This window comes from Allobosea sp. UNC402CLCol (assembly GCF_000745475.1).
Lineage (GTDB): Bacteria > Pseudomonadota > Alphaproteobacteria > Rhizobiales > Beijerinckiaceae > Allobosea > Allobosea spartocytisi.
The window spans coordinates 487,600-512,741 of the sequence record NZ_JQJJ01000010.1 but is presented as its reverse complement, the minus strand read 5'-3'; the positions used below and the strand labels follow the sequence as shown (position 1 = coordinate 512,741).

The window sequence follows — 25,142 nt, the reverse complement described above, 5'->3', positions numbered from 1 at the left end:
GTGAGCATGCATAAATACGTCGTCGCCGTGGTCGATGACGATCCGAGATTGCTCGAATCGCTCGAGGATCTGCTTGAATCGGCGGGCTATGCAGTTCGCGGCTTCCCCTCGGCGACAGCGTTGACCGGGGCAGGCCTCTCCGGGCTGGATCTTCTCATCACGGATATCGGCATGCCCGGATTCGACGGCTTCGAGCTGCGGGACCTCGTGAACAGGGAGCGCCCGGACCTGCCGGTCTTCCTCATCACCGGCCGCCATGAAATCGCCGACCAGATCAGGGCGCGCGCGGTTGAGTCCTTCTTCTGCAAGCCCTTCGACGGTCAGGCCCTGCTGGCGGCGATCGCAAGAGCCCTGCATCAATAGGTAGTGTGGAAGGTGAACATGATCATGGATCGCTCACTCTCGCGGAGACCGATTCCGCTTCCGGTACAACGCCAGGCCGAGGCGAAGCAGCCCCTCGTCATCATTGTCGATGACGATGCCTCGGTCCAGGAAGCCTTGTCCGAGCTGATGCTGTCGGCCGGCTTCGAAGCGGTTTCGTTCAGCTCGACGCAAGCGCTGCTCGAAACCGACGCTCTCGACTGGCCCGGATGCCTGATCCTCGACGTCCGTATGCCCGGCTCCAGCGGGCTCGACCTCCAGCGTCACTTGACGACCACTGGCAATCCCAAGCCGATCATCTTCCTGACCGGGCACGGCGACATCCCCATGACCGTCCAGGCCATGAAAGCCGGCGCCGTGGACTTCCTGACGAAGCCGGTGCGCGACCAGACGCTGCTCGATGCCGTCAACGCAGCGATCGGGCTGGATGCGGCACGACGGGCGGAAGCCGCGAAGATCAAGGGCTATGTCGAGCGCCTGCAGACGCTGACGCCCCGGGAGCGGGAAATCATGCATGAGGTGACGCGGGGGCGTCTCAACAAGCAGATCGCCTTCGATCTCGGCATCAGCGAGGTCACGGTCAAGCTGCACAGAGGCAATCTGATGCGAAAGATGGAGGTCGCCTCGATCGGCGAGCTGATCCGGGCCTGGGAAGCCCTGCCGGTCAGGATGCGCGAGACCAACGCGGCCTAAACCCATCGGGCCGGACCGCCCTTTCGCATCCGATGGGACGCATGACGATCCAGGCATGGCTACTCATCGCCGCGCCGGATCGCCTGGAATGTCCGGATCGTACCGGCGATCAGGTCAGCGTCATGCCACCGTCGACCGCGAGATTGACGCCCGTCACGAATTCGCTTGCGGCCGAGCAGAGGAAAAGGGCGGCTTGAGCAAGTTCGTCGGCCTCGCCCATCCGGCCAAACGGGATCGCCTGCGCGGCCTGTTCCTCGACCTCTGACAGCACTTCGGCCGCGATGCCGAGCTTCCCGATGATCGGCGTATCGGTCGGGCCGGGGCTGAGCACGTTCACGCGGATGCGCCGGTCCTTGAATTCCAGCGCCCAGTTGCGTGCGAAGGCCTCGATTGCAGCCTTGCTGCCGGCGTAGACGGCGTGACCGTCCAACACCTTGCGACTGGCGATCGAGCTCGTCAGCAGGATGGCGCTGCCGTCATGCAGCAAGGGGGCAATCTTCTGCACGCCGAAGAACGTGCCACGCGCATTGGCGAGAAACTGCGCGTCATAGTCGCCCGGCGTCACGGCGCGGCTGGGCTGAATGCGAATGCCACCCGCATTCGCCATATAAATATCGGCTTTGCCGAACCGTTCAGCCACGAGCGCGGCAACACGATCATGGGTGCCGAGATCGGCGACGTCGCCCGCCAGACCGGTCGCTGCTGACCCCAAGGCCTCGACGGCTGCGCCGACCGCATCCTGGCGGCGCCCGACGATCAGGACCTTCGCGCCTTCGGCGACGAAGCGCTGTGCCGTCGCGAAGCCGATGCCGCTGTTGCCGCCGGTGATCACGGCGACCTTGTTGGACAGTTTCTGCATGCGGACCTCCATTCTGAGATTCGAGAATGGGAAGCCCATCATTGAAATCAAAATATACCGAAGTAGAGATATCCTATACTTAAGAATAGACCGAGACGACATCGATCGTATTGATCGCGGTGGCGAGAAACGCATGATCGTCGAGCTTTTCGGAAGCGGTCAAATATTGACGCGGCCCCTGAGCCGAGACCTGAGGAGACGCCTGATCAAGGCGCCGTCCAAAGGTTTCGATCGCAACCCCATAGTCGCGCCTCGGAGGCGCCGATGCCGAACGAAACTCTATCCAGAGCGACTGACCTCAGTCGGCGGGACTTCCTGTGCGGCGGTGCCGGCATGGCGGCAGCTGGCACGCTTCCGCTCCAGTCTCTCGCGCAACCCGCCACCGTTTCCTCTCAGAAAAGCAGAAGGAGCCAACGCATGAACTATGTGACGACCCGTGATGGCGTCGAGATCTTCTACAAGGATTGGGGCCCGAAATCGGCGCAGCCGCTGGTCTTCCACCATGGCTGGCCGCTCAGCTCGGATGACTGGGATGCGCAGATGCTGTTTTTCCTGGCGCAGGGTTTCCGGGTCGTCGCGCATGACCGGCGCGGGCATGGCCGTTCCAGCCAAGTCTCCGAGGGTCATGACATGGATCATTACGCCGCCGACGTCGCGGCTGTCGTCGAGCATCTCGACCTGCGCAACGCCGTCCATATCGGCCATTCGACCGGCGGCGGCGAGGCCACGCGCTATGTCGCCCGTCACGGCAAGAAGCGCACGGCAAAGCTCGTCCTCATCGGCGCGGTGCCGCCGATCATGGTCAAGACCGACAAGAATCCCGGCGGCCTCCCGATCGAGGTCTTCGACGGCTTTCGCAAGAGCCTCGCCGCCAATCGCAGCAAATTCTACACCGATCTCGCGGCGGGCCCGTTCTACGGCTTCAACCGACCGGGGGTCGAAGCGGATCCGAGCCTCGTCCAGAACTGGTGGCGCCAGGGCATGATGGGCGCAGCCAAGGCCCATCATGACGGCATCAAGGCCTTTTCCGAGACCGATTTCACCGAAGACCTCAAGGTGATCGAGGTCCCGACCCTCGTGATGCATGGCGATGACGATCAGGTCGTCCCGATCGGCGACAGCGCTCCGCTCACCGCCAAGCTGCTCAAGCGAGCGACACTGAACATCTACAACAAGCTGCCCCACGGCATGGCGACCACCCACGCGGACGTCGTGAACAGGGATATCCTGGCCTTCGTCCGAGGCTGACCCGCGAGGACGAGGCGGCAATCAAAGCCGCCTCGTTCATGTTCGCGTCACGGACGCGACGAAACGATAAAACATACCCCATGACGCTGCGTAAAACAGTGCCGGCGCTCGCAATAATGCAACCGGAACGCGCCAGGCACTGTCATACTCCGCCAAGCTCAGCAAAAGGACTAATCTGACTGTCCAAAAGCGGGCATTCCCGATGTCAGCAAAGGGCCGATTTCGGCGCTCGACGACTGGCCACATAGCGCTACCCGGAAGCAGACCTTCCAGACGTCAACTAAGGGCCAGTTCCACCCTGCCTGGCAATGTAAGTTAGACTTCCGAAAGCGGACTGTCGCAAGGACCGTTGTGGCCACCTGCGGACAAGGGCTCCTGCGGTCCACCTGTCAGGAATTGGTGCGCGCCAATTGCGACGAGCGTTGCCCACGTGGGCAACGCTCGATGGACTCGCTGTCTCAAGCCGAAATGCTTTCGCCAAAGAATGACAACAGAGAACCCTCGAAGCCCTCAGAAACGCGTCCGAAGCCCCTTTTCGTCACGCATAAACCGCAACGCATCGCTTCCGAGGGTAGAGGCTACCGAAGCTCGAAAGGGGCGCGCATTCGCCCAGTGCATTGATTTCATTAAAAAAATGGCGCGCCCGACACGATTCGAACGTGTGACCTTTGCCTTCGGAGGGCAACGCTCTATCCAGCTGAGCTACGGGCGCAAACCGTGAAGGCTGGATAGCCGATCCCCGCTGCTTCGGCAATGCGGGATTTTGCGAAGGAACAAATGCCCGAAGAGGCAAAGGTCACACGTTCGAATCGTGTCGGGCGCGCCGGGAGTGTGGCTCGCCGTCATGAGACCGCCGACCATGAGGGCTCCTCAGCCTCGCTAAAGTTCTGCGACCAGGCGAGGAGGTCGATCCCGGCTGCGACGTATGCGGCGCGAGGATCTGGGCGCCCCCCCCCTGCGCAGCACCTTGTCTTCGCTTTTGAGGATCCAGGCTATTTCGGCGCGCATGAGGATCGGTACACGACAGCGCCCCAACACAGACGAGGGCAGCAAAAGCAGAACGATATCGAGACATGCTTCACTCCGGATAGACCTGATGTGCGTTTATCGGAGTGGCCGACCGGAGTTAGCAGGCAGTCCGGCAAAGCAGGTGGGATACTGCGCATTCGACGGTGCACGGTCCCACGACCAATGCGCGAGTCTATGCGGCCTTGGTTGGCAAGGATTGAGCAATGAGGCAGCGAGAGATTGGCAGCATGCTGTTGGCGCTTAGTGCGTCAACCTAGGACTTCGATGTCTGGCCCTATCCCAGGCGAACAACTAGATCGGTCGCTCGGAGGTGGGCGTAGCGCGAGAGCATTCTCAACTCCTTGTGCCCGCTGATCGTCGAGACCTCTATGACGTTCAAGCCCTTCTCGAAGATCGTGTTCAGTTCGCGGATGATGGTCGACGGCGACGCGGTCTTGAGGCGCTCATCGCGATAAGTCGCGAGATCTGAGGGCGAGAGCAGCGTGAGCGTCCGGTGACAGATCGTACGACGCAGCAGCGCCTTGATCCGAGAGGTCTCGGTGTGGGCGCTGCGTTTCCGAGGCGAGACCTCGACCATGTAGCGCTCGAGGATCGATCGGAGTGTCGTAGATTCAGCTACGCGCGTATCCGGCAGCATACCGCAGCGATCGAGCTCGCTCTCAAGGGAGCGCGCCCACTTCTCGGCGTCAGCCTTCTGATCAAAACTTTTGGCACGAGGTGCCATGCCGCGCCGTCGCACCTGTGCCTGCCATCTGCCCCGGAGCTTCCGGATCGTCGCCATTGCGGATCAGTCCTGTTCGTCCAATGACTACAGGACGCCCAGGAAGCCCCGCCAAGGAGGTTTCCGGAAGGGATGATCAGATTTCCCGAGCTGGATGTGGCCCTGTTGTGCCGATCGCCGCTCAGTCAGGTGCTCTCCGCTAAAGAAGCCCTGGTCGGTCAAGGAGTTCCGGAGATGTCGCTCACCGCCTGGAGCCACCTTCGGTAGGCAATGCTCTCACGAAACACGGAACGCTTACGCATGCCCATAGGCGTCGTTTTCGTCAGGCGCGCCGTCCTCAAGCTTGCGCGCATCGAAAACGGCCCACCAGCTGTCCAAATCCTTCCGGCGCTCGCTCGATGCGGCGAGCTGACGCAGGGTCGCCTTGATAGTGTGGTTAGCAGCTCGCACCTTCGGCACCGGGAAGGAACTCGGCTGGTCGCCGCCTCGAATGGCCGCGAGGAGATCTCGCTTGACCCTTACAAGCTCGGCATCGCCATGAGCCTGGAGCAGGCGCTGGAACTCCTTGTGCGCGCGCTCGTCCCATGGGCTCGGCCGGTCCATGGCATCCTTCACCGGGTGGGCGGGAATGAGGTGAGCACAGGGCACAAACCCATCCGGCACCGGCTCGGTCGCGGCATGGGTGCGGCCCGAGCGCAAAAGCTTCGGCAGGACATGGGTATGCGGTCCCTCGGGGCTCTTGCCGTCTGCCGGCGGGATCGGCTGATAAACCTCGCAGCGACCAAAGCGGGCGATGAAGACGCGGTGCGGCCCGGCGGCAAGGATTGCGCCCATGGCACCATTGCCGGGCGCGAAGAGCGGCCGGCCGGCCTCCGCCCTGAGCACGCCGATCAGCGCGGGATCGGCGGTGCGGATGCAAATGTCCGCCTGCAGCGTGCCGAGGCCCATGTCGAACAGAATCGCGGCACGATCCTCCTCGCGCAAAGCGTCCTTGTCCGGGCCGAGTTCAGTCAGCTCGGTCCGGCCGGACATGGCGCAGGCATCCGTCGGCAGGCAAAGCGCGACGCGGTGGTTCCAGCTCGCGCCGGTCGCGGATTCCGAGGCAAAGGGGCGGATGCCCGCGAGCGAGCCGAAGCCGATGCTGCCTCGCGCCGTCGCCGCGGAGAGAAGATCGGGCCGATCGACAATCTCGCAGGCATCGCCGGGGTCGCGCATGAACTCGGCGATGGCGCCGAACGTGCCCAGGTTCCACTGCGTCCCAGCAGTGTGGATGTGCTCGCGCAGCAGCGCGCGAACGGTCTCAGCATCCGTCATGGGTAGAGCCTCTTGCGTCGATCGTTTGCCAGGGCAGAAGGAAGGGCACACCGTCGCGCTGACCGCGCAGCACGCTCACGCCGAAGACATCGGCCAGCGCTGCATCATCCAGAACATCGCCCGGTGCCCCATTGGCGATCCGGAGGCCGCGATGGATGAGCAGCAGGCGGTCACAGAAGCGCGCGGCGAGCGACAGGTCGTGCAGCACGACCGCTACGCCCACGCCTCCGGCAGCGACGGTTCGGAGCCGCTTTAGCGTCTCGAGCTGGTGGCCGGGGTCGAGCCCCGCGAGTGGCTCGTCCGCCAGGAGATAGGCCGCGTCGACCGCGAGCGCGCGCGCCAGCAGGACACGCCTGCCTTCGCCGCCGGACAGAGTTCCGAGAGTCCGGCCAGCAAGGGCCGCGATGTCGCAAAGCGCCATGGCGTTCGCAACGGCCGCGCGGTCCGCCTCGCTCTCGGCGCCGAAGGGCGGCCGATGCGGCAGCCGGCCGAGCCCGACCAAGGCTTCGACGGAGAGCGGCCAGGTGGCTGCGCCGTCCTGAGCGAGGAAGGCGACGCGGCGCGCCAAGGCGCGCCGGCCAAGCTCGCGCGCCGTCGAGCCGTCGTAGCGCACGCTGCCCTGGTCCGGCCTAAGGAGGCCTGCGAGGACGCGCAGCAGCGTGGTCTTTCCGGCGCCGTTGGGGCCGACGATGCCGAGCACTTCGCCGGGCTGGAGCGCCATGTCGGCCGCGGTCAGCACGCAGCGGCCGCCGAGGGAAACGCAAATCCCCTGTGCCACGATCGCCATCAGAGTGCCTCCCGCCGCAGGCGCTGCACCAGCCCGAACAGGAAAGGCGCCCCGATCAGCGCGGTGACGACGCCGAGCTTGAGTTCGGGCCGGACCGGAGCGAGTCGCACGCCGAGATCAGCGGCAAGCACGAGGACCGCGCCACCAAACCCGCTCGCGACTAGGAGCCGGCCGGGCCGGTGGCCGACCAGCGGGCGCAGCAGATGCGGCACGACGAGTCCGACGAATCCGATCGCGCCGGTGACCGCGACGGCGCTGCCGACCGCGAGCGCCGCCCCGCCGATCAGCCGCGCGCGCAGCCAGGTCAGATCGAAGCCGAGGCTCGCTGCCGTCTCCTCACCCAAGCTCAGCGCGTCGAGTGCCGGTGCCGTCGAGGCCATCAGCAGCCAGCCGGCGAGCATCAGAGGCAGCACCAGCCAGACATGGCTCATGCTGCGGTCGGCGAGCGAGCCCATCAGCCAGAACACGATCTCCAGCGCAGCGTAGGGGTTGGGCGCTAGGTTGAGCGCGAGCGCAGTCGCCGCACCCGCGAAGCTGTTGAGCGCGACGCCGGCGAGGATCAGCGTCATCGTGCTGGCGCCGGGCCCCAGCAGGACGAAGAGGACGAGTGTCGCCAGGAGCGCGCCTGCGATACCGCCGAGCGGCAGGGCGAGCGCGACCGTCGCCGAAAGGCCGCTGTAGAAGGCGGTGACCGCGCCAAGGGCGGCGGCGCTCGAAATGCCGACGATGCCGGGCTCGGCCAGCGGATTGCGCATCAGCCCCTGCATCGCCGCTCCGGCCATGCCGAGGCTGAAGCCGACGAGCGCGCCGAGCAGCGCTCGCGGCAGGCGCAGTTCCATGAGCACGAGCGCCGGCAGGCTGGCCCGCCCGGCAATGGCGTCGGCAAAGGCCTGGCCGAGCGGCAGCGCCGCGTAGCCGAGCGCCAGCGACGCAGCGGCCATCGCCAGTGTGGCAAGGCCCAGCACGGGCATCAGGACGACAGGTCGGACGCCGGCTCCGGGAAGCTGTCTCATTTGCGCTGTTCCGTCTGGGCGACCAACTGCTCGATCGCGTCGACCACGCTCGGCCCGGCGCAGGTCCAGAGGCGCGAGGGCAACGCCACCAGCCTGAGCCTGCCGGAGAGCCGCGCGATGACCGGGTGATGCAGCACCTCATGGGCGAGCGACGGTGGCCCGTCCGGGGTGTCGTTGAGCACCAGCACCTCCGCGCCGGCGAGCGCGACCGTCTCGAGCGGGATTTGTCCATAGCTCTCGATGCCGAGCTCTGCGGCGATGTTGACCAGCCCGGCACGCGTCAGGATCTCGTCCACCAGCGAGCCGCGCCCGACGGTGAAACCGTTCGGGCGAAGGACGATCGCACGCAGCGGCCGCGCCGGGCGACGCGCTACAAGCACATCAAGGCGGGCATCGATATCGGCGATCAGCGCCTCACCACGCGTCTGCGCGCCGAGCAACGCCGCCATCTCGCGGATTTGGGCACGCATCTCCGCGAGGTTGCGCGGCACACTGAACTCGCGCGGCGACGCTCCGACGCGTTTCAGCAGCCCGATAGTCGCCCGCGTCGTGTAGGCACCGGCAACGACGAGATCGGGCTTAAGCGCCAGGACCTGCTCGACGAGCCCGTGATTGGCCGGGATCCGGCGCGCGACTTCTGCCATGTTGGCGTTAAGCGGGTCCTGCGAGAGCCAGGTCACGGAGGCGATGCGCTTAGCGTCGGCGAGGCGGAGCACCAGCTCGTCTGTGCACATGTTGAGCGAGACGATGCGCTCCGGCTGCGCGCGCGCTGCTGCGGTCGCCGCGAGCACGAAGCCCGCGACCACCAGCGCTGCTCGCAGCGTGCAGCGGGGACAGCGATCCGCCGTCATCCGCCGAACGCGACCTTGATGCCGCCGAAGGCGCCGAAACCAGGCACAAGGAAGCCGACCGGGTTCTCCCAGCGCTTATCGAACAGGTTGTCGACGCGCCCGAAGACCGTGACCTTGTCGGTCGCCTTGTATTCGGCGGCGAGGTTGACCAGGGTCGCGCCCTTGGCCTTCAAGCGAGGCACCGAGAAGTCCCGGTTCCCATCGACCCAGGGGCCAACATAGATCAACGTGGCCGAAAGGCTGAGCTTCTCGATCGGCGCCCAGGTCACGGTGCCGCTGGCCTTGTGACGTGGCCGACGCAGTAGCTCCTGATGCGCGGTCTCATCCTTGGCGAGCGTGAAAGTGTAGTCGCCCCGGACGCGCAACTGCTCGGAGATCTGCAGCGCAGCGAAGGCTTCGACCCCTTTCGTCTCGGCCTTGCCGACATTGGCATAGGAGTTACGCGCCACATTGGTGACGATCAGGTTCTCGATATCGTTCTGGAACCAGGTAGCACCGAACTGGACGCGCTTGTCGAAGAGCGGCTGCTCGAAGCCGATGTCCCAGCCCTTGCTCTCCTCAGGCTTGAGGTTCGGGTTGCCGAAGAAGTTGAAGCCCGGCCGGTAGTCGATGAACAGCTCGGCGAGCGTCGGCGCCTTGAAGCCGGTGCCATAGCTCGCCTTCAGCTTCGTCTCGGTGCCCGGCACGATATAGGCCGGCGCGATCCGATAGGTGGTGTGACCGCCATAGCTGTCGTCGTGATCGTGGCGGATGTTCGCTGCGAGGAAGAACCGATCGGCGAAGCTGCCCTGATACTCAAGGTAAGCCGCCTTGTTGCCGTTCGAGGCCGTGAAGCTGGGGGTCTCCAGCCGCTCGCGCTCCCAAGAGAGCCCCCCGATCAGCATATGGCCCTTGGCGATCTCGAAATCGCCCCGCCAGTCGAGCTTCATGCGCTCACCAAGGTTCTCCGTCGGCAAACCAAGGATCCCGAAGGCGTTGGGCGAGCGGTTCGAACGGTCCTGATTCGAGTAGGAGATGCCGAACCGGTTTACGAAGCGCCCGCCGAGCGGGTCCCAGACCACCTCGCCGCGAGTGAAGGCCTGGGCGTAGTTCGAAAGTGCTCGATAGGGCGTCGGCCGGCCCGGGAAGCCGGCATCGTAGGTCGAGCGGAACTGGCCGTCGGTATAGCGGCCGACCCAGTTGACGCTGAGCGTGTCGGTCAGCGCGAAGCCGAGGCGCCCGGAATAGCTATAGGCGTCATAAGCGTTCGGCTTAACGCGCACGCCCGGCGGGATCAGGTTCGGCGGCACCGAATCGGTTGAGTCCGAGCGCATATGGGAAACGTTGAAGGCGTAATTGAAGCGATCGTCGCCGCCGCTGAATCCGGCCGCCTGGTTGAAAGTGCCGTGCGATCCGGCCTCGATGCGCGCCGTTGCCTTCGGCGGACCCTCGCCCCGCTTGGTGGTGATCGAGATCACGCCGCCGATGGCGTTGGCGCCGTAGAGGCCGCTCTGGGGGCCGCGCAGCACCTCGATGCGTTCGATGTCGTCGGTCAACATCGAGCCGAAGTCGAAGGAGCGGTTCGGCGTCGAGGGGTCGTTCGCCTCAATGCCGTCGATCAGAACCTTGACGTGATTCGAGTTGGTGCCGCGCATGAAGACCGAGGTCTGGCCGCCCGGACCGCCGATCTGGACGATGTTCAGACCCGGCACAGCGGCAAGCGCCTGCGGCAGGGTGCGGCGCTGCTGCTGATCGATCTCCTGAGCGGTGACCACCGTGACGGAGCTCGCGACCTCGCGCACCCGAGTCGGCGTGCCGGTCGCACTGACGACGATCTGGTCGAGCGCGATGGTTTCGCCGGGGGCCTGGGCACGGGCGGGATGGGCCAGCAGCGTAGCACCGGCGGCGAGGGACAATGCGATGACGGAAGACGTGCCGCGCTGCGCGGCTCTGGAAAGGCGGATCACGATGAGACCTCGGGCGTTGACGTCTGTGGCACGTCACCGCGAACGCGATCTCCCGTTCACTCCCGGCAGGGAGCAGACAGTCGAGCAGCGATCGAAACACCCCGTCCGAACGTGTTCGCGTGTGACCACGACTGACGGCAGGTCTCCTGGCTCGCGGGTCGTCGCCTTGTCACCGCCTTCCCAGGGCCGAGGTCCCAGTGGCGTATGGCGATAAGGCTCGCCGCTTACAGTTGCGGGGGCAGCCGCAGCATAGAATGGCAAATCATCCGCACTGCGTTCCCTTTTGATCCCGTGAGGGAACCGTCGTGTTTACGAGTAAGGCGGAAAAGTGGCGGGGTCAATTGGCAATGTGGCGCGGTCGTGCCGAGCCGAGTTGGGATCGGATCTCGCGCGCAAATTCGTGGCGTAAGCGTCTGTTATTGTGGGGTATTTCGGCGGCGCGTTCGGCAAAAACCCAGCTTCGGAGGGACGTGCTCCCTCGGCAAGCTGCCTTCAGCGGGCAGCATTCTCTAGGGTGCGGGTTCCACCGTCAGTGTCGCGTCGTGTTGAACTCTCGATGAGATTGCAACACGGATCAGAGGTCTAGGATCTCCTTCGCAGCGATGGATCCGAGCTGCGGCAGAAACCCGTCGTCCTCGGCGATCGCCTCGCCTTGCGAAAACACCGTCAGGATGAACTCGGCACCATCTGGCAGAACGGCTCGAAGCGCGTCGTGGCGTCGAAAATCGGCGCGGTCGTCGCCGAGCCAGCGGGTGCGTCCCGCTTTCGACCAGATCTGCGTTCCGGCAGGCATGCCACCGGCGAGATAGCCCGTCACCTGATAGGCACCTCGCGGCAGGAAGGGACTGGCGAGATCGCGGGCGAGCAGCTCTTGAACCCTCTCTCGCCTCGCCTCGGTCAGCACCGAGCCGTGGAAGATCGCGTGCATCAGGCGGGCCATGGCGATCGGCGTCAGGGCATTGTGCCCGTCCGGTGAGCGATCGAGGCCAATCTTCTCCCGGCCATAGCGCAGGTCGTCCATCAGCTTCTGATTGAGGTTGATGCCGGCCAGCTCCGGCCAGCCGAGCTGTCCGAAGAAGCGGTTGACCACCTGGCGGCGCTCGCCCCATTCGGTCATCTCCGGCTCGGAAAGCAGCGTGTCCCCGGTCGTTCCGGACAGCAGGTCGATGACGTAATTGGTTGCCGCATTGGAGGACCAGAGGATCATGTCGCGCATGGCGCGATCCAGTTCCTCGTGCCCGGTTAGCTGCCCTGTCTCCAGTGCAGCCTGTGCCGCGATAAGGAAAAACACTTTGACCAGCGAACAGGGATAACTGCGCCAGTCGGGGCGCAGAGCAACTCCCTTTGGCCGCTCGCCATCTCGCGCCGGTTGCAATAGCACGAATCCGAATTGCTCGGTCGGGACACCACGTTCGCGAAAGATGGCTTCTGCCTTCGCCGTCAGCAGCGTGCCGATGCGCTGCAGGTTTTCATCGGTGTCGAAAAAGCTCATGGCGCACCTGTCGCAGGCGGGTCGGAAAAGGAGATCAGCCCTTGGGCCGAAGGGCGGTGTCGAGGCCTTCGCCGATCAGCGCGAAGGTCACGCCGGTGTAGATGATCGCGAAGCCCGGAAAGGTCGCGATCCACCAGGCATCGAACAGGAACTGACGCCCGTCCGAGATCATCAGCCCCCATTCCGGTGTCGGCGGCTGGATGCCGAGACCGAGGAAGCTCAGCGAGGTCACGGCGAGGATGGTCAGCACCACGTCGGCCATGGCGTAGACGATCGCCGGGTTCACTGCATTCGGCAGGATATGGGCGGTGACGATCCGCGGTGTCGTGCAGCCGAGGCTGCGCGCCGCCTGCACGAATTCGAGATTGCGCAGCACCAGCACCTCGCCACGAACGATGCGGGCGAAGGAGATCCAGTTTACCAGCAGGAAGGCCAGGTAGAGATTGGCCTCGCCCGGCCCCAGCACGCCGACGATGGCGATGACGAGCACATAGAAGGGGAAGGCCCAGAAGATGTCGGTGACGCGCATGATGAAGGTGTCGACGCGCCCGCCGATGAAGCCGGAGATCGCCCCGATCACAACGCCGAGAACGGCCGGCGCGGCGACGCAGATCAGTGCGACCTTGAGGTCGACATAGCCGCCCGCGAGCACCCGCGAGGCAACGTCGCGCCCGAGATCATCGGTGCCGAACCAGTTGGCCAGGGAGGGCGCTTGCAGCGTGTTGCCGTAGTCGACCTCGAAGGGATCGTGTGGCGTCCAGACCTGGCCGAGCGCGACGAAGGCGGCGAGCAGTGCCAACATGGCGAGCCCGACGAAAAGGCTCGGATTGGAGCGGAAGCGGCTCATTGGTCATTCCAGCCTGATGCGCGGATCGGCGAGCGCATAGGCGAGATCGGTCGCCAGATTGATCAGCACGACGAGGACGGCGAAGACGATGGTGAGCCCCTGGATCAGCGGATAGTCGCGGGAGAAGATCGACTCGACGAAGAGCGAGCCGAGCCCCGGCAGGGCGAAGACGGTCTCAATCACCACCGTGCCGCCGATCACCCAGCTCGTATGAGCGCCAAGCACCGAGATCGATGAGATCAGCGCATTGGGCAGCACATGGACGCCCATCAGCCGGCCCGTGCCGGCGCCTTTTGCGCGTGCCGTCGTGACGTAGTCGGAGCCGAGCACGGCGAGGATGGCACTCCGCAGACTGCGGATCGTCAGTGAGGCGGTCGCCAGCGCGATAACGAGTGCCGGCAGCGTCGTATGGTGCAGACGCGAGAGCAGGTCATCGCCATAGCCCGAGGTCGGGAACAGCGGCAGCCAGATCGCAAAGAGGATGACGAAGATCAGCCCGAGCCAGAAGGACGGCATCGCGATGACGATGGTGAAGGCGAGCTTGATCGCGAGATCGACCGGGCCGCCGCGCCGCATCGCCGACCAGAGTGCGAGCGGCACCGTCATCGCCACGGCGAGCACTGTCGAATAGGCGACGAGCCACAAAGTCGCCGGCAGCCGCTCCAGCACGAGTTGCATCACCGGTCGGGCATGCACGACCGAGCGGCCGAGGCTGCCCGAGCCGATATCGGCGAGGAACAGCAGATATTGCCGCCAGAGCGGCAGATCGAGGCCGAGCCGCTGCTTCATCAGCGCGATCTCCTCGGGACCACCGCGCGCGCCGAGGAGCAGCGTCGCGGGGTCTCCGGGGAGGGCGCGTAGCAGCAGGAAACAGGCCAGAGTGATGCCGAAGAGGACCGGCACCAGCTGGGCGAGACGCTTGACGATGTAGATCAGCATGGCGGTGCGTGAGGAAGGGCGCGGCAGCGCCCATCCGTCACTTCAGCTTGACGTCCTCGAGGCGAAAGTTCGAGGTCGGCAGCACCTCGAAGCCCTCGACATTGTTGCGATAGGCATAGGAGGTGCCCGGGTAGAACAGGAAGACTGAGGGTGCGCCGTCATGGGCGAGCTTGATGATCTCCTGGAACATCTTGCCACGCTCCGGGCCATCGGCCGTCACGCGCTCCTTCTCATAGAGCTCATTGACCCGGTCGCTCTTCCATTCGGTGTGATAGGCGTTGGCGCGCTCGGGATTGACGAGGAGGAAGCCGACGAGCTGGTCCGGATCGATCGTGTCACTCGTTGCATAGGCGACGGCCATCTCGTAGTCGCCGGATTTCGTCGTGGTCCAGTGCGTGCCGCCTTCGACGAGGCGGATATCGGCGGTGACGCCGATCTGCTTCAGCGCCGCCTGCAGGGCCTGGCCGAGCTGGCGATGCAGCGGGCGGCCGGAATCGACGAGGAGCGAGGTCTTGAAACCATCCTTGTAGCCGGCTTCCGCCAGCAAGGCCTTAGCTTTGGCGATGTCATGCGCGTGGGGCTTCAGGTCCGGATCGGCATAGGCCATCGGCGGCATCGGTGAGTTCGAGACCTTGCCCGTGCCGTAGAGCAGCGCCTTGAGCAACCCCTCTTTGTCGACGGCATAGTTCAAGGCCTGCCGGACGCGCAGGTCGTCGAAGGGCTTCTTCTTCGTATTCATCAGCACGAAATCCGTGCGGAAGACGTTGGCGACGGCCGTCTTGATCTTGCCGTCGCGTCCCAGAGCCTGGAGCTGGTTCAGCGGAATGTCGATCGCGGCATCGACCTCTCCGGCCTGCAGCTTGAGCACGCGGCTGTTGCCCTCAGGGATGACCATCAGCTCGGCGCCGTCGAGATCGGGCTTGCCGGCCTGCCAGTAGTTCGCGTTCTTCTTGAGAGACAGGCCCTGTCCCTTGTTCCAGGCCGCGACGGTGAAGGGGCCGCTGCCGATCGGTTTGTCGAAAAACTTGTCGCCCGCGGCCTCGAAGGCCTTCTGCGGCAGGATCGCCGAGGAGAACAGGGCGAGGTTGTTGAGGAGCGGCGTGAACACCTTCTTGAGCTTGAGCACGACGGTGCGATCGTCCGGCGTGTCGATGGTCTCTATGCCGGAGAAGAAGCGCTTCCAGCTCGAGGCATCGCTGCCGGCGCGCTTCAGCGAGAAGGCGACATCGGCGGCCGTCACTGGAGTTCCATCGGAGAACTTCGCCTCGCGCAGCTTGAAGCTGTAGGTCATGCCGTCATCGCTGACCTTCCAGCTCTCGGCGAGGCCGGGCTCGAGCTTCGTGGCATCCTTACTGGGCCGCAGCAACGTGTCGAAGATCAGGAGCTGCGCGTAGATCGAAGCGTTGTCGCTGGTCGCGATCGGGTCGAGCGAGACGAGATCCTGAGTCTGCGCCAATCTGAGAATGCCCTTGGCGAAAGCTGCGGACGGCGCGGTCACGAGCGCCGGGGCGCCGATGGCAAGCGCCAGCGCGCCGGCCGAAATCATCGAGCGAAGCTTGGTCATACCGATCCCCTGATTCATTGGCCGCGCCACGGCGACGACTTGCATCCTTCCATGAGGGGATCTAGTCCTTCCAATGAAACATTCGGCAAGTTCATCGACCATTTGGAATAGTCATGAAGCTGGGCTCGTTGCGTGCGATCGATGCCTTCATCCGGCTCGGCGGAACGGGCGAGGCGGCGCAAGGCCTCGGCATCAGCCAATCGGCGGTGATCAAGACATTGCGCCAAGCCGAGGAAGAGCTCGATCTCAGCCTGGCCACGACCATCCAGGGCCGCTTGGTGCCGACTCCAGAGGCTCAGTCACTCGTCCGGCAGGCTCAGCCACTCTTCGGCGCGCTGAGGCGCGCCCATCATGAAGCGGACATGATCCGGGTTGGCATGGTCAATCGGCTGAGGGTGGCGACCGTTCCCGGCCTCGCCCACAGCATCCTGCCGCCGGCCATTACCCATACGCGGCGAGCGCTCGATGAATCCGCAGCGGTGGAGATCATGTTCGACCATGTGCGGGAGCATCTCGCCACGGGCGAGGCCGATCTGGGGATTTCCTACGGTCCCATGAGGGCGGACGACATCGAGGACGTGGCGCTGGGGCAAAGCCCTCTAGTCTGCGTGCTCTCGCGCGATCATCACCTGGCCCGGCGAACGGAACTCAGCAGGGGCGACATCGAGGGCGAGCGCCTGATCAGCTATGGACCGGACGGCGTCAGCGCGTCCGACAGTTTCCAGGAGGCCCTGACGAGCGCAGGCCTGTCCGAGCGGGTCGCCATCACCGTTCGCCACACCGATACCGCCTGCCATCTCGCTCGCGAGCGCGTCGGCATCGCCCTGGTCGACGGGTTCGTCATCAGCAGCAATCTGGTTGAAGGCCTCGCCGCGCTGCCGCTGGAGCAAAGTCCTCTGGTGACGGCCTATGCCCATCATCGCCGGCATTCGCCTCTCGATCGCGCAGCCCGATTGCTCCTAGCGCAACTGCAGGAGCGATCCGGGTCATGAAGGCATTCACGCCCGCCCATGCCGCGGTCCTTCGTGCCGTTCATCGCTTCGGCACAACCGTCGAAGCGGCCCATCGGCTCCACCTCACGCAGTCGGCCATCAGCAAGATCATCGCGCGCAGCGAAGCCAGCCTTGGCGTCGCCGTCTTCGAGCGCCGGGAGGGGCGTCTGCTGCTGCGTCCCGAGGCGAGCGCCCTGATGACTGCGCTCGACTCGGTCGATCAGGAATGGCGTGAATTGCGCGCCGCCGCGACGCGGTTGCGGGCTGGCCGGGAAACGCCGCTGCGCATCGCCTCGACGCCGAGCATCGGCCACGGACTCATCGCCCGCGCCTTGCGTCGCCTGACGGACGAATATCCGCAGGCGCGCGTCGAGCTGATCATGGGCGACGCACCGACGGAGCTTTCCGCGGGAACGGCCGATATCGGCCTGATGTTCTCCCCGCGCGTGACCGACGACATCACGCTGACGCCCCTGGCCGGCGGCGAGATCATCGCGCTGGTGCGGGAGGATGATGCTCTGGCGAAGCGGCGCGTCGTCAGCCTGCATGATCTCAAAACCCGGCGCATGATCTGCTTCGATCGCGAGAAGTCGCCGCTCGGCTGGCTGATTGCGCAATGCTACGAGAGAGAGGGGCTCGAATACGCCCCGTTCATGACCGTTCCCTACAGCATTTCAGCCGCGCATCTTCTGGCGGAGCCCGGGGATGTGACGCTGATCGACAGCCTGCTGACGCAAGCGCAGCGTTTCGATGGGTTGGCTCAGCTCTCCTTGGAACCGCAGATCCCCACCACGATCTGTCTCATGACCATGCGTAGCCGGCCGCTGTCGCGATTGGCAGCCCGCTTTGTCGAGATCGTCCGCAAGCAGTGATCGTGACCGCAGCGCATTGCCCGAGCCAAACGTCAACGAACAGAACTTCTGAGGCGATAACTCGATGCACTGTGGCTTGGTCGTGCCGTCCTCTCGGAAACTGGCCCGGATCGGCTGCAGTATCAGCTTAAGATATTGATATATTGATGTAATTTTTGGAGTGCCGAGCCGCGATTCCCAGCTTCGGAGGGCAACGCTCTATCCAGCTGAGCTACGGGCGCAAACCGTGAAGGCTGGATAGCCGATCCCCGCTGCTTCGGCAATGCGGGATTTTGGATGAGGCGCAGTTCTCCGAAGGCAAAGGTCACGGCCCGAAGGCGAAACGGATCGCGCGATTGATCGCGACCGGCAGGACGGACATATGCGTCTCGCCCTCGAAGACCGCGAATTCCACCGGCTTTCCGTAACCGCGCAGGCGCTCCGCCATCTCCCGGGTCTCGTCCACCGTCCGCGCCTCCTCCAGACGCCCGCGCCGCTCGCTCTCGTCAGGGGCTCCGATCTGGAAGGGCGCAAGGGCCTGCTCGTATTCTCCGACGCCGAGGAAGACACGAACGGCTCCCTCCGGCGCAGCGGCGAAGCGCAGCACATTGTGCTGTTCCCACCAGATCGCCGGGCTGATGGCGATCCAGTCGCGAAAGGCGGCGGGACGCGTGAACAGCGCGTAGAGGACGAAGAGCCCCCCGAAGGAATGGCCGAAAATGGCCTGATGCGCCGCATCGATGCGCGTCCGCGTCGCGACCAGCGGCTTCAGCTCCTCCTCGATGAAGGTCAGGAACGCCTCGGCGCCGCCCGTGCGCACATCGGGTCCCCCGACCGCGTGTGGCGGGTAGACCTGGCCGGGTGGCGGGCCATAATCCCAGGAGCGGCGCACGCTGTCATAGGCGCCTTCGGTGGGATAGCCGATGCCGACGACGACGGCATCCCGAATGCCCGTGCCGAGCGGATAGGCCGCCTGGACGCGCAAGGCCTCCACCGCCGTGGCGATGACCGCATTGGCGTCGAGGAGATAGAGGACGGGCCAGCCCGAGGCCGGCGGCGTTCCCGGCGGAATCCGCAGGAAGATCCGGTAAGGCGCGCCCCCAGCCTGCGGCGTGAGATCGAACCGGACGGTCTCGGGAACCGGCAAAATCGCATCCATGGTCATTTCCTTGCGAGCAGGGCGATGAGGACCGGGCCACCGATCAGCGTCGCGATCAGCCCGGCCGGCATTTGCCAGGGAAAGGCGGCGACGCGGCCGAGCCAGTCCGCCGCCACCATCACGAGAGCCCCGGCGAGAGCCGAGGCCGCGAGTTGCGATGCGGCACGCTGGAGACCGAGCAGCCTGGCGAGATGCGGTGTCATCAGGCCGACGAAGGTCAAAGGACCGATGACGAGCGTCCCCGCGGCCGTCAGTGCCGCGCTCAGCAGCAGCAGGAAAAGCCTGACCAGGGGCAGCGTAAGACCCAACGATCGGCCGGCCGCATCGCCGAGACCGACGAGTTCGAGCCAGCGCAGCAGCAACGGCACCGATGCGAGGAGGAGGATGGCCGTCGCGGCGGCCCAGACCATCTGCGTCTCATCGACGGCATAGGTCGAGCCAGTCATCCAGCTCATCAGCAGCATGGCGCGGGGATCGCCTCCCGCCAGCAGGGCGCCGACGACCGCATCGAGCATGGCGCCGAGCGCGATACCGGCGAGCAGGGTGCGCTCCGGCGAGAAGCCCGCTTTGCGACCGAGCACGAGGATGAGCCCGAGGATCGCGGCCGCACCGGCCGTCGCCGCGAATAATTGCTGGTGGCGACCGACCGCGGGCAGGACGAACAGCGCCACGATCAGGCCGAAGGCGGCTCCGGAACTGATTCCGAGGACCTCGGGGCTCGCCATCGGATTGCGCAGAAGGCGCTGGAGGATCGCTCCGGCCACACCGAGCATGGCGCCCGCGGCAAGGGCCGCGACGACCCGGGGAAGGCGCCACGGCAGCAGCGCCGCCAACCCATCTCCCCACGCGAAGGACCAGCCGCCCGACGGCGTGCGTCCAAATGTTAAAGCGAGGGCCAGGACAGCGGTCAGGGCCAGGCCGAGCCCGGCCAGCACGAGGGCAGCGCTGCGGGCTCGCGGCTCGCTTCGCGGGGCGTTGCTGGCCTGCGCGAATGTCGTGCGCAGCCGCGGCAGCATCCAGAGCAGCACCGGCGCCCCGAACAGGGCCGTGATCGCGCCGGTCGGCAAGGTGGTGCCGGCACCGAGCTGCAGAACCGCCTGGTCGGTCAGCCAGAGCAGGGCTGCGCCGATGATCGGCGCCCAGAGCATCTGCTGGTCGATCCGCCGTGCACCGCCGAGCCGCGCGAGCGCCGGCGCGATCAGGCCGATGAAGCCGATGACCCCGATGAGACTGACCACGACGGTGCTGAGAGCAACGGCGACGCCAAGCGCGCCGAGCCGCGCGAACAGCAGCGACAGGCCGAGGCCGCGCACGCCGTCATCGTTCAACGCCAGCAGGGCAAGAGGCCGGAGCAGCAACACCGCCAGCCCGGCCAGGACGACGAGGCGCAAGGCCAGCGCCAGCGCGACATCCCAGCCCTGCTGTGCCAGCGAGCCGTTGCCCCACAGGAAGAGCCCCTGCAGATCATGCTCCTTGAACAGCAGCAGCAATGCCGACAGCGCGCCACAATAGAGGCCGAGCACCAACCCGCCCAGCACCAGCGCCAGCGGCGAGAGCCCGCGGCGCCAGGCCAGCGCGATCGTCGCCGCCATCGCCAGCGCGCCCCCGGCGAAGGCGATGCCGTCTCGCCCGACGGAGGAGAGCAGCGGCGCGCCCATCACCGTCGCGAGGCCGAGCGCCAGCTTGGCGCCGGCGGCGACGCCCAGCGTCATCGGGCTCGCCAACGGGTTGCGCAGCACCTGCTGGAAGATGGTGCCGGCGAGCCCCAGCGCCGCGCCGCAGAGCAGGCTGACCGCCATGCGCGGCAGCAGCGATTGCTGCAGGACCAGGATGGCGATATCGCCACCGGCATCGGCCTTGAACAGCGCGAACCATTGTGGCGGCGGCAGGCGGACCGCCAGCGTCCAGAGCGACAGGGCGAAGGCGGCAGTGAGCAGCGGCAGCGCCAGCCGCCAGGGGCGCATCGGCGAGGAATCGGCGGAGAACATTGTTCAGCCGCGCTCCGCGAGGAGATCGCCGACGAGCCGCGCGAAGCGCAGGGCCGAGGGCACGCAGCCGAACATCAGCACCGGCGGCAAGCCATGGACGCGGCCGCTGCGAACGAAGGACAGCGACCGCCAGATCGGATTGCGCGCCAGGGAAGGCAGGACCGCGGGAGGAACGGGATCGAAATAGACCAGCAGGGCGTCCTTCCCTGTCTGGAGCGCCTCGATCCCGACCGTGGCGAAACCCCAGTCATTCGTCGGGCCCAGCCAGGCATTGGCAAGGCCGATGCGGTGGAGCGTGTCATCGAACAGGCTCTTGGCGCCATAGACGCGCACATGGCGCTCGTCCATGAAGTTGACGAGATAGACCGGCGGCAGCGCGCGGTCGGCGAGCCTGTCGCGGATCTGCTCGAAGCAGCCATCCGCTTCCGCGAGGAAGCGCACCGCGGCGGCGGGGTCCCCGATCATCTCGCCGAGCCAGCGCGCCGCCGCCCCGGCCAGCGCGAGAGGGCGCCCTTCCGGCGCGTAGATCGGCAGCGAGATGACCGGCGCGATCCGCTCCAGCCGGTGATGGATTCCGGCGAGGTAGGGCGTGCTCAGGATGGCATCGGGCCGCAGCGCCTGCAGCACTTCGAGATTGGGCTCGCGGCTGGCGCCCAGATTGACGGTGTCGGCCGGCAAGGCCGGCTCGACGACCCACCGGTTCCAATCCTGGGTCGCGACCAGCGCGACCGGCGGACAGCCGAGGCGGATCAGCGTCTCGGCGAGCCCATAGTCCAGTGACGCCAGCCGGCGATCGGGCGGTGCTGCGCGAACGGCCGGCGAGAATGCCGCCGACGCGCCGGCCAGCAGCAGCGAGCGCCGGTCGAGCGACACCACCCTGCCCTCACCAGCGATAGGTCAAGGTGCCGATGACCGTGCGCCCCTGGCTCAGATAGCAATAGCCTGCATTGCAGACGCTGACCTGCTTGTCGGTGATGTTGTTGGCGGCGACGGAGGCGCTCAGCCCCGCGAGCTGCCGGTTCGCCTTGCCGAAATCGTAACGGAGCACCGCGTCGAACAGGGTGTAGGCATCGTTCTTCGCCGTATTGTCGTTGGCGGTCCAGGTCTCGCCGACATAGCGGACGCCGACGCCGGCGCCCAGGCCGGCGAACGGCCCGGCCTGCAGATTATAGTTCAGCCAGAGCGAGGCCGTATGCCGGGGCGTCACGGCCGGCGTGCGGCCATATTCGCTGGCCACCGTCGTCCTGGTGATCTCCGCATCCGAGAATGTGTAGGAGGCCGCGAGATCGAGCCCTTCGAACAGACGCGCCTTTCCTTCCAGCTCGACGCCCCGCACCGTCACCTCGCCGACCGAAACGTAATAGGGCAGCCCGGCGACATAGCCGCCGAGCTTCGGCGCATTCTTTTCCTTGAGCTGGTAGGCCGAGGCGGTGAGCGAGATCGCGCCATTGGCGGGCTGATACTTCAGCCCCGCCTCGATCTGCTCGCCCTCGGACGGCTCGAGCACCGCGCCGTTGGCGCCCTGGCTCGTGACCGGCTGGAACGAGGTCGCATAGCTGACATAGGGCGCCAGGCCGTTGTCGAAGAGATAGAGCAGGCCGGCACTGTAGGTGAAGGCGTCGTTCCGGTTGGCCGCCGTCACCGTGTTCGCGATCTGATTGCTCTCGTTGCGGTCGGTCCAGTCCTTGCGGGCGCTGAGGGCGATGCGCCAGTTGCCGAGGCTGATCTGGTCCTGGACGTAGAGGCCGAGCTGTTCGAGCTGCGAGCGCGTCCGGATCGTATAGGCCGGCGTCGGCCCCGAGAAGCCGTAGACCGGGTTCGCGATATCGAACCGGTAGGCCGGAAGCGTGGGACCGAAGCCCAGGCCGAAATGCCAGAGATTATAGTCGTAGTTCAGGCCGAGCAGCAGCTTGTGGGCGGCCGGCCCCGTGCGGAAATTCGCCTCGAGATTGTTGTCGATCTGGAAGCTCGTCAGCCTATCGCCCACCGAAACCGCGCCGCGGTCGTAGATCGTCGTCGTGGCATTGGCGAAGCTGCCGCTCAAATAGCGCGACTCGGCCTCGATCTGGCTGTAGCGGGCCTTCTGGCGGAAGGTCAGGATGTCGTTGAACTTGTGTTCGAACTCATAGCCGATCTGGCCCTGCTTCTGCTTGAGATGGTCGTAATGCGGATCGCTGCCGCGCAGCTTCAGCACCTGGCCGTTCCGGTTGATCCCCGCGGCGCTCGCATCGGTCTCGTCCTGTTGGTAGAGCGCTGAGAGGGTCAGCGAGGTCGCCGCATTTGGCCGCCAGGTGAAGGACGGCGCGATCATGAAGCGCTGGTCGGCGATGTCGAAATTGGTGTCGCCGAGGCGCCCGAGCCCGACGACGCGGTAAAGCATGGTCTTCTCGGGATCGACGGGCCCACCGAAATCGAAGGCCGTCTGGGCACGGCCGAAGGTGCCGATCTGCGCCTGGACTTCGCGGAAGGTGTAGTCCGTCGGCAGCTTCGAGCGCCGGTCGACAAGGCCGCCGGGCACGCTCTGGCCGTAGAGCACCGCTGCCGGGCCCTTGATCACCTCGATGCGTTCGAGCTGGTAGGGCTCGGTGCGGAAGGTGGTAAAGCCGGCCGGGAACTGCTTCAGCCCGTCACGGAAGTCGCCCAGCGTGGTCATCGGGAAGCCGCGGACATAGATCTGGTCGAAACGAGGGTCGAAGCCATAGGCGCCCGTCGTCACGCCGGCGGTGTAGCGCAGCGCTTCCGGCACCGTGGTCGCGCCGCGATCGTCCATTTCCTGCCGGGTCACGACGCTGATCGAACGCGGCGTCTCGATCAGAGGCGTTGATGTCTTCGTCCCCGCCGTGCTGCTGCGCGCGACATAGCCGGTCGTCTCGCCCTGCCCCTGGACCTCGACCGTATCGAGCGTGATCGTCCCCTCCGGCACGGCCGGGGTTGCTCCGCCCGAGGCCCAGGCGATCGTCACGCTGGCGGGCCCCGAGAAGCGATAGCTCAGCCCCGTCCCCGCCAGCAGCCGCGACAGGCCCTGCTGGATGCTGTGGCGACCGGAGAGGCCGGGGCTGGAACGCCCGCGCGCAACGTCTCCGCTATAGACGAGCTGGATCTGCGCTGCGTCGGCGAAGCGGTTCAGCGCGGCCGCCAGCGACCCCGGAGGGATCGCGAACGCGCGGATCTGCGCGCTCTCGGACGGCCGGGGCTGCGCGAATGACGGCGACGATGCGGCAGCCGCCAGCACGGCCGCGACGCTCGCGCTCCACATCAGCGCGGCGATCCGCCCCTTCTTCGACCCAGCCATTCCGCTCTCCGCTTCGACATCCGGCGGGCCCCTCGAGGCCCCTCTGCCGCTATGACGAAGGCGTTCGCGAAATGAGGAGGTCGATCGCCGAATTTTTTCAGCGATGGAGCAGAACGAGATAATCCGTCAGGCGCGTCGAGCGCAGGCCGAGCGATGTCTGCACCAGATCGAGGGCATGGAGCGGGTCCCTCGTCTCGAAAACCCCGTTGACGCGCTGGCGGCGGATTCCCGGGTCGACGATGCGGATGTAACCGCGATGGTAGCGGTTGAGCTCGTCGATGACCTCGCCCAGCGGCTTGTCGATGAAGATCAGCTTGCCCCGGCGCCAGGCCGTCCGCGCATCGGCATCGACGGTCTCGATCGCATCGAGCTTCGTGGACGAGAACCGCACGCTCTGCCCGGATGCGAGGGTGGCGGCTTGTCCCGCCTCCGCGCCCGGCTCCACCGCGACGCGGCTCTCCAGCACGGTGACCACGGTCTCATTCGCGTCCTGCCGCACCGAAAACACGGTGCCGAGTGCCGTCGCACTGCCCGAAGCCGTCTTGACCACGAAGGGGCGTCCCGGATCCTTCGCGACCGTGAACAGCGCCTCGCCGCCGACGACCCGGATGCGGCGCTCGCGCCCGTCATAGCGGATCTGGATCGCCGTATCGGTGTTGAGATCCACCCGCGAGCCATCGGCCAGGACGATCTCCTCGGTCTCCCCGACGCCGGTGGCGGCATCGGCACCGAGATGGAGCCACCAGGAACTGTTCAGGACGGCGAGCGCGAGCATCGCCGCGAGAGCCGCACCCGGCACCGCATGGCGCAGATAGCGGCGCGCGGGCCGCATGGAGGGGCGCTCGATCCGCGAAAGGGCCGACCAGGTTCCCGCGATCTCCGCATAGGCCGAGCGGTGGCCCGGCTCCGACAGCCAGCGCTGGAATTCCGCCTCTGCTTCCGGCGCCAGCGGACCGGCATCGCGACGAAAATACCAGGCCGCCGCCTCGCTTCTGATTGTCTCGTCGGCGTCCGCCATTCGGCTCGTCCTGCCTCGCCCGCTCCCTGCACCCTGTCCATGAGACGTCGGGCGGCAGAAAAACAGGAGCTTAGAGCATTTTCAAGCGCGGCGGTCACGGGCTCGCGCGGATAAAATTCGATAAAACAAGGGGATAGAGAGCTTTCGCGATTTGGGAA

At 65.8% G+C, this 25,142-nt stretch carries 21 protein-coding genes, 1 tRNA gene and 1 riboswitch; of the genes, 5 read left to right on the top strand and 17 right to left on the bottom strand.

From position 1 onward, the window contains the following. Positions 1 to 363 carry a response regulator gene (locus GY40_RS14330; RefSeq protein WP_038363299.1) on the top strand — a complete coding sequence of 121 codons (363 nt, stop codon included), beginning with the start codon at positions 1 to 3 and terminating at the stop codon, positions 361 to 363. Positions 364 to 381: 18 nt separating this feature from the next. Then, a complete protein-coding gene (locus tag GY40_RS14325; protein ID WP_038363297.1) occupies positions 382 to 1,074 on the top strand; it encodes a response regulator transcription factor in 693 nt (230 codons plus the stop codon). Between the two features lie 109 nt (positions 1,075 to 1,183). Here GY40_RS14325 and GY40_RS14320 read toward each other — a convergent pair whose 3' ends face one another. Beyond that, positions 1,184 to 1,933 (bottom strand): SDR family NAD(P)-dependent oxidoreductase, encoded by a 750-nt coding sequence (locus GY40_RS14320; RefSeq protein ID WP_038364223.1) that lies wholly within the window; start codon positions 1,931 to 1,933, stop codon positions 1,184 to 1,186. 417 nt (positions 1,934 to 2,350) lie between these two features. Between GY40_RS14320 and GY40_RS14315 the strand changes: the two genes are divergently transcribed. Further along, positions 2,351 to 3,181, top strand: coding sequence for an alpha/beta fold hydrolase (locus GY40_RS14315; RefSeq protein WP_038363295.1), 831 nt, complete (start codon positions 2,351 to 2,353; stop codon positions 3,179 to 3,181). A 635-nt stretch (positions 3,182 to 3,816) separates the two neighbouring features. On the opposite strand, the gene GY40_RS14310 is transcribed toward GY40_RS14315, so the two are convergent. From GY40_RS14310 to GY40_RS14260, 11 genes are all read right to left on the bottom strand, one after another. Beyond that, positions 3,817 to 3,893, bottom strand: a tRNA-Arg gene (locus GY40_RS14310). Positions 3,894 to 4,484: 591 nt separating this feature from the next. After that, a complete protein-coding gene (locus tag GY40_RS14305; protein ID WP_051988030.1) occupies positions 4,485 to 4,991 on the bottom strand; it encodes a hypothetical protein in 507 nt (168 codons plus the stop codon). 234 nt (positions 4,992 to 5,225) lie between these two features. Beyond that, positions 5,226 to 6,245 (bottom strand): DUF6925 family protein, encoded by a 1,020-nt coding sequence (locus GY40_RS14300; protein ID WP_038363293.1) that lies wholly within the window; start codon positions 6,243 to 6,245, stop codon positions 5,226 to 5,228. Continuing rightward, the gene (locus tag GY40_RS14295) at positions 6,232 to 7,032 is read right to left on the bottom strand and encodes an ABC transporter ATP-binding protein (protein WP_038363291.1); all 801 of its coding nucleotides are present in this window, start codon (positions 7,030 to 7,032) and stop codon (positions 6,232 to 6,234) included. The genes GY40_RS14300 and GY40_RS14295 overlap by 14 nt, the downstream gene beginning before the upstream one ends. Continuing rightward, positions 7,032 to 8,045, bottom strand: a complete 1,014-nt coding sequence (locus GY40_RS14290) for a FecCD family ABC transporter permease (protein WP_038363288.1) — start codon at positions 8,043 to 8,045, stop codon at positions 7,032 to 7,034. Before GY40_RS14290 ends, GY40_RS14295 begins: the two co-directional genes overlap by 1 nt. Next, the gene (locus GY40_RS14285; protein ID WP_038363286.1) at positions 8,042 to 8,896 is read right to left on the bottom strand and encodes an ABC transporter substrate-binding protein; all 855 of its coding nucleotides are present in this window, start codon (positions 8,894 to 8,896) and stop codon (positions 8,042 to 8,044) included. The genes GY40_RS14290 and GY40_RS14285 overlap by 4 nt, the downstream gene beginning before the upstream one ends. Beyond that, positions 8,893 to 10,842, bottom strand: a complete 1,950-nt coding sequence (locus GY40_RS14280) for a TonB-dependent receptor plug domain-containing protein (RefSeq protein WP_248311169.1) — start codon at positions 10,840 to 10,842, stop codon at positions 8,893 to 8,895. The genes GY40_RS14285 and GY40_RS14280 overlap by 4 nt, the downstream gene beginning before the upstream one ends. A 118-nt stretch (positions 10,843 to 10,960) precedes the next feature. Beyond that, a riboswitch (cobalamin riboswitch) is annotated at positions 10,961 to 11,162 on the bottom strand. 254 nt (positions 11,163 to 11,416) lie between these two features. Beyond that, a complete protein-coding gene (locus GY40_RS14275) occupies positions 11,417 to 12,334 on the bottom strand; it encodes a serine hydrolase (RefSeq protein ID WP_038363284.1) in 918 nt (305 codons plus the stop codon). Between the two features lie 34 nt (positions 12,335 to 12,368). Beyond that, the gene (locus GY40_RS14270; RefSeq protein WP_038363282.1) at positions 12,369 to 13,181 is read right to left on the bottom strand and encodes an ABC transporter permease; all 813 of its coding nucleotides are present in this window, start codon (positions 13,179 to 13,181) and stop codon (positions 12,369 to 12,371) included. 3 nt (positions 13,182 to 13,184) lie between these two features. Continuing rightward, the gene (locus GY40_RS14265; RefSeq protein WP_038363279.1) at positions 13,185 to 14,120 is read right to left on the bottom strand and encodes an ABC transporter permease; all 936 of its coding nucleotides are present in this window, start codon (positions 14,118 to 14,120) and stop codon (positions 13,185 to 13,187) included. A 37-nt stretch (positions 14,121 to 14,157) separates the two neighbouring features. Next, positions 14,158 to 15,684 carry an ABC transporter substrate-binding protein gene (locus GY40_RS14260; protein ID WP_038364215.1) on the bottom strand — a complete coding sequence of 509 codons (1,527 nt, stop codon included), beginning with the start codon at positions 15,682 to 15,684 and terminating at the stop codon, positions 14,158 to 14,160. A gap of 113 nt (positions 15,685 to 15,797) precedes the next feature. Between GY40_RS14260 and GY40_RS14255 the strand changes: the two genes are divergently transcribed. Together GY40_RS14255 and GY40_RS14250 are read left to right on the top strand one after the other, a co-directional pair. Then, positions 15,798 to 16,676: a LysR family transcriptional regulator gene (locus GY40_RS14255; RefSeq protein ID WP_038363277.1), complete on the top strand. Its 879-nt coding sequence runs from the start codon at positions 15,798 to 15,800 to the stop codon at positions 16,674 to 16,676. Beyond that, on the top strand, positions 16,673 to 17,548 hold the full coding sequence (locus tag GY40_RS14250; RefSeq protein ID WP_038363275.1) for a LysR substrate-binding domain-containing protein: 876 nt from the start codon (positions 16,673 to 16,675) through the stop codon (positions 17,546 to 17,548). The genes GY40_RS14255 and GY40_RS14250 overlap by 4 nt, the downstream gene beginning before the upstream one ends. 304 nt (positions 17,549 to 17,852) lie before the next feature. On the opposite strand, the gene GY40_RS14245 is transcribed toward GY40_RS14250, so the two are convergent. The 5 genes from GY40_RS14245 to GY40_RS14225 all read right to left on the bottom strand — a co-directional run bounded on the left by GY40_RS14245 (position 17,853) and on the right by GY40_RS14225 (position 24,984). Continuing rightward, positions 17,853 to 18,692, bottom strand: coding sequence for an alpha/beta hydrolase (locus tag GY40_RS14245; protein ID WP_038363273.1), 840 nt, complete (start codon positions 18,690 to 18,692; stop codon positions 17,853 to 17,855). Further along, on the bottom strand, positions 18,689 to 20,674 hold the full coding sequence (gene fhuB / locus GY40_RS14240) for a Fe(3+)-hydroxamate ABC transporter permease FhuB (protein ID WP_081925394.1): 1,986 nt from the start codon (positions 20,672 to 20,674) through the stop codon (positions 18,689 to 18,691). Before fhuB ends, GY40_RS14245 begins: the two co-directional genes overlap by 4 nt. 3 nt (positions 20,675 to 20,677) lie before the next feature. Beyond that, positions 20,678 to 21,550: an ABC transporter substrate-binding protein gene (locus GY40_RS14235; RefSeq protein ID WP_051988028.1), complete on the bottom strand. Its 873-nt coding sequence runs from the start codon at positions 21,548 to 21,550 to the stop codon at positions 20,678 to 20,680. Between the two features lie 7 nt (positions 21,551 to 21,557). Then, complete coding sequence (locus GY40_RS14230) at positions 21,558 to 23,966, bottom strand: TonB-dependent siderophore receptor (protein WP_051988026.1); 2,409 nt, start codon at positions 23,964 to 23,966, stop codon at positions 21,558 to 21,560. Between the two features lie 97 nt (positions 23,967 to 24,063). After that, the gene (locus tag GY40_RS14225; protein ID WP_038363269.1) at positions 24,064 to 24,984 is read right to left on the bottom strand and encodes a FecR family protein; all 921 of its coding nucleotides are present in this window, start codon (positions 24,982 to 24,984) and stop codon (positions 24,064 to 24,066) included. Between the last annotated feature and the right edge of the window lie 158 nt (positions 24,985 to 25,142).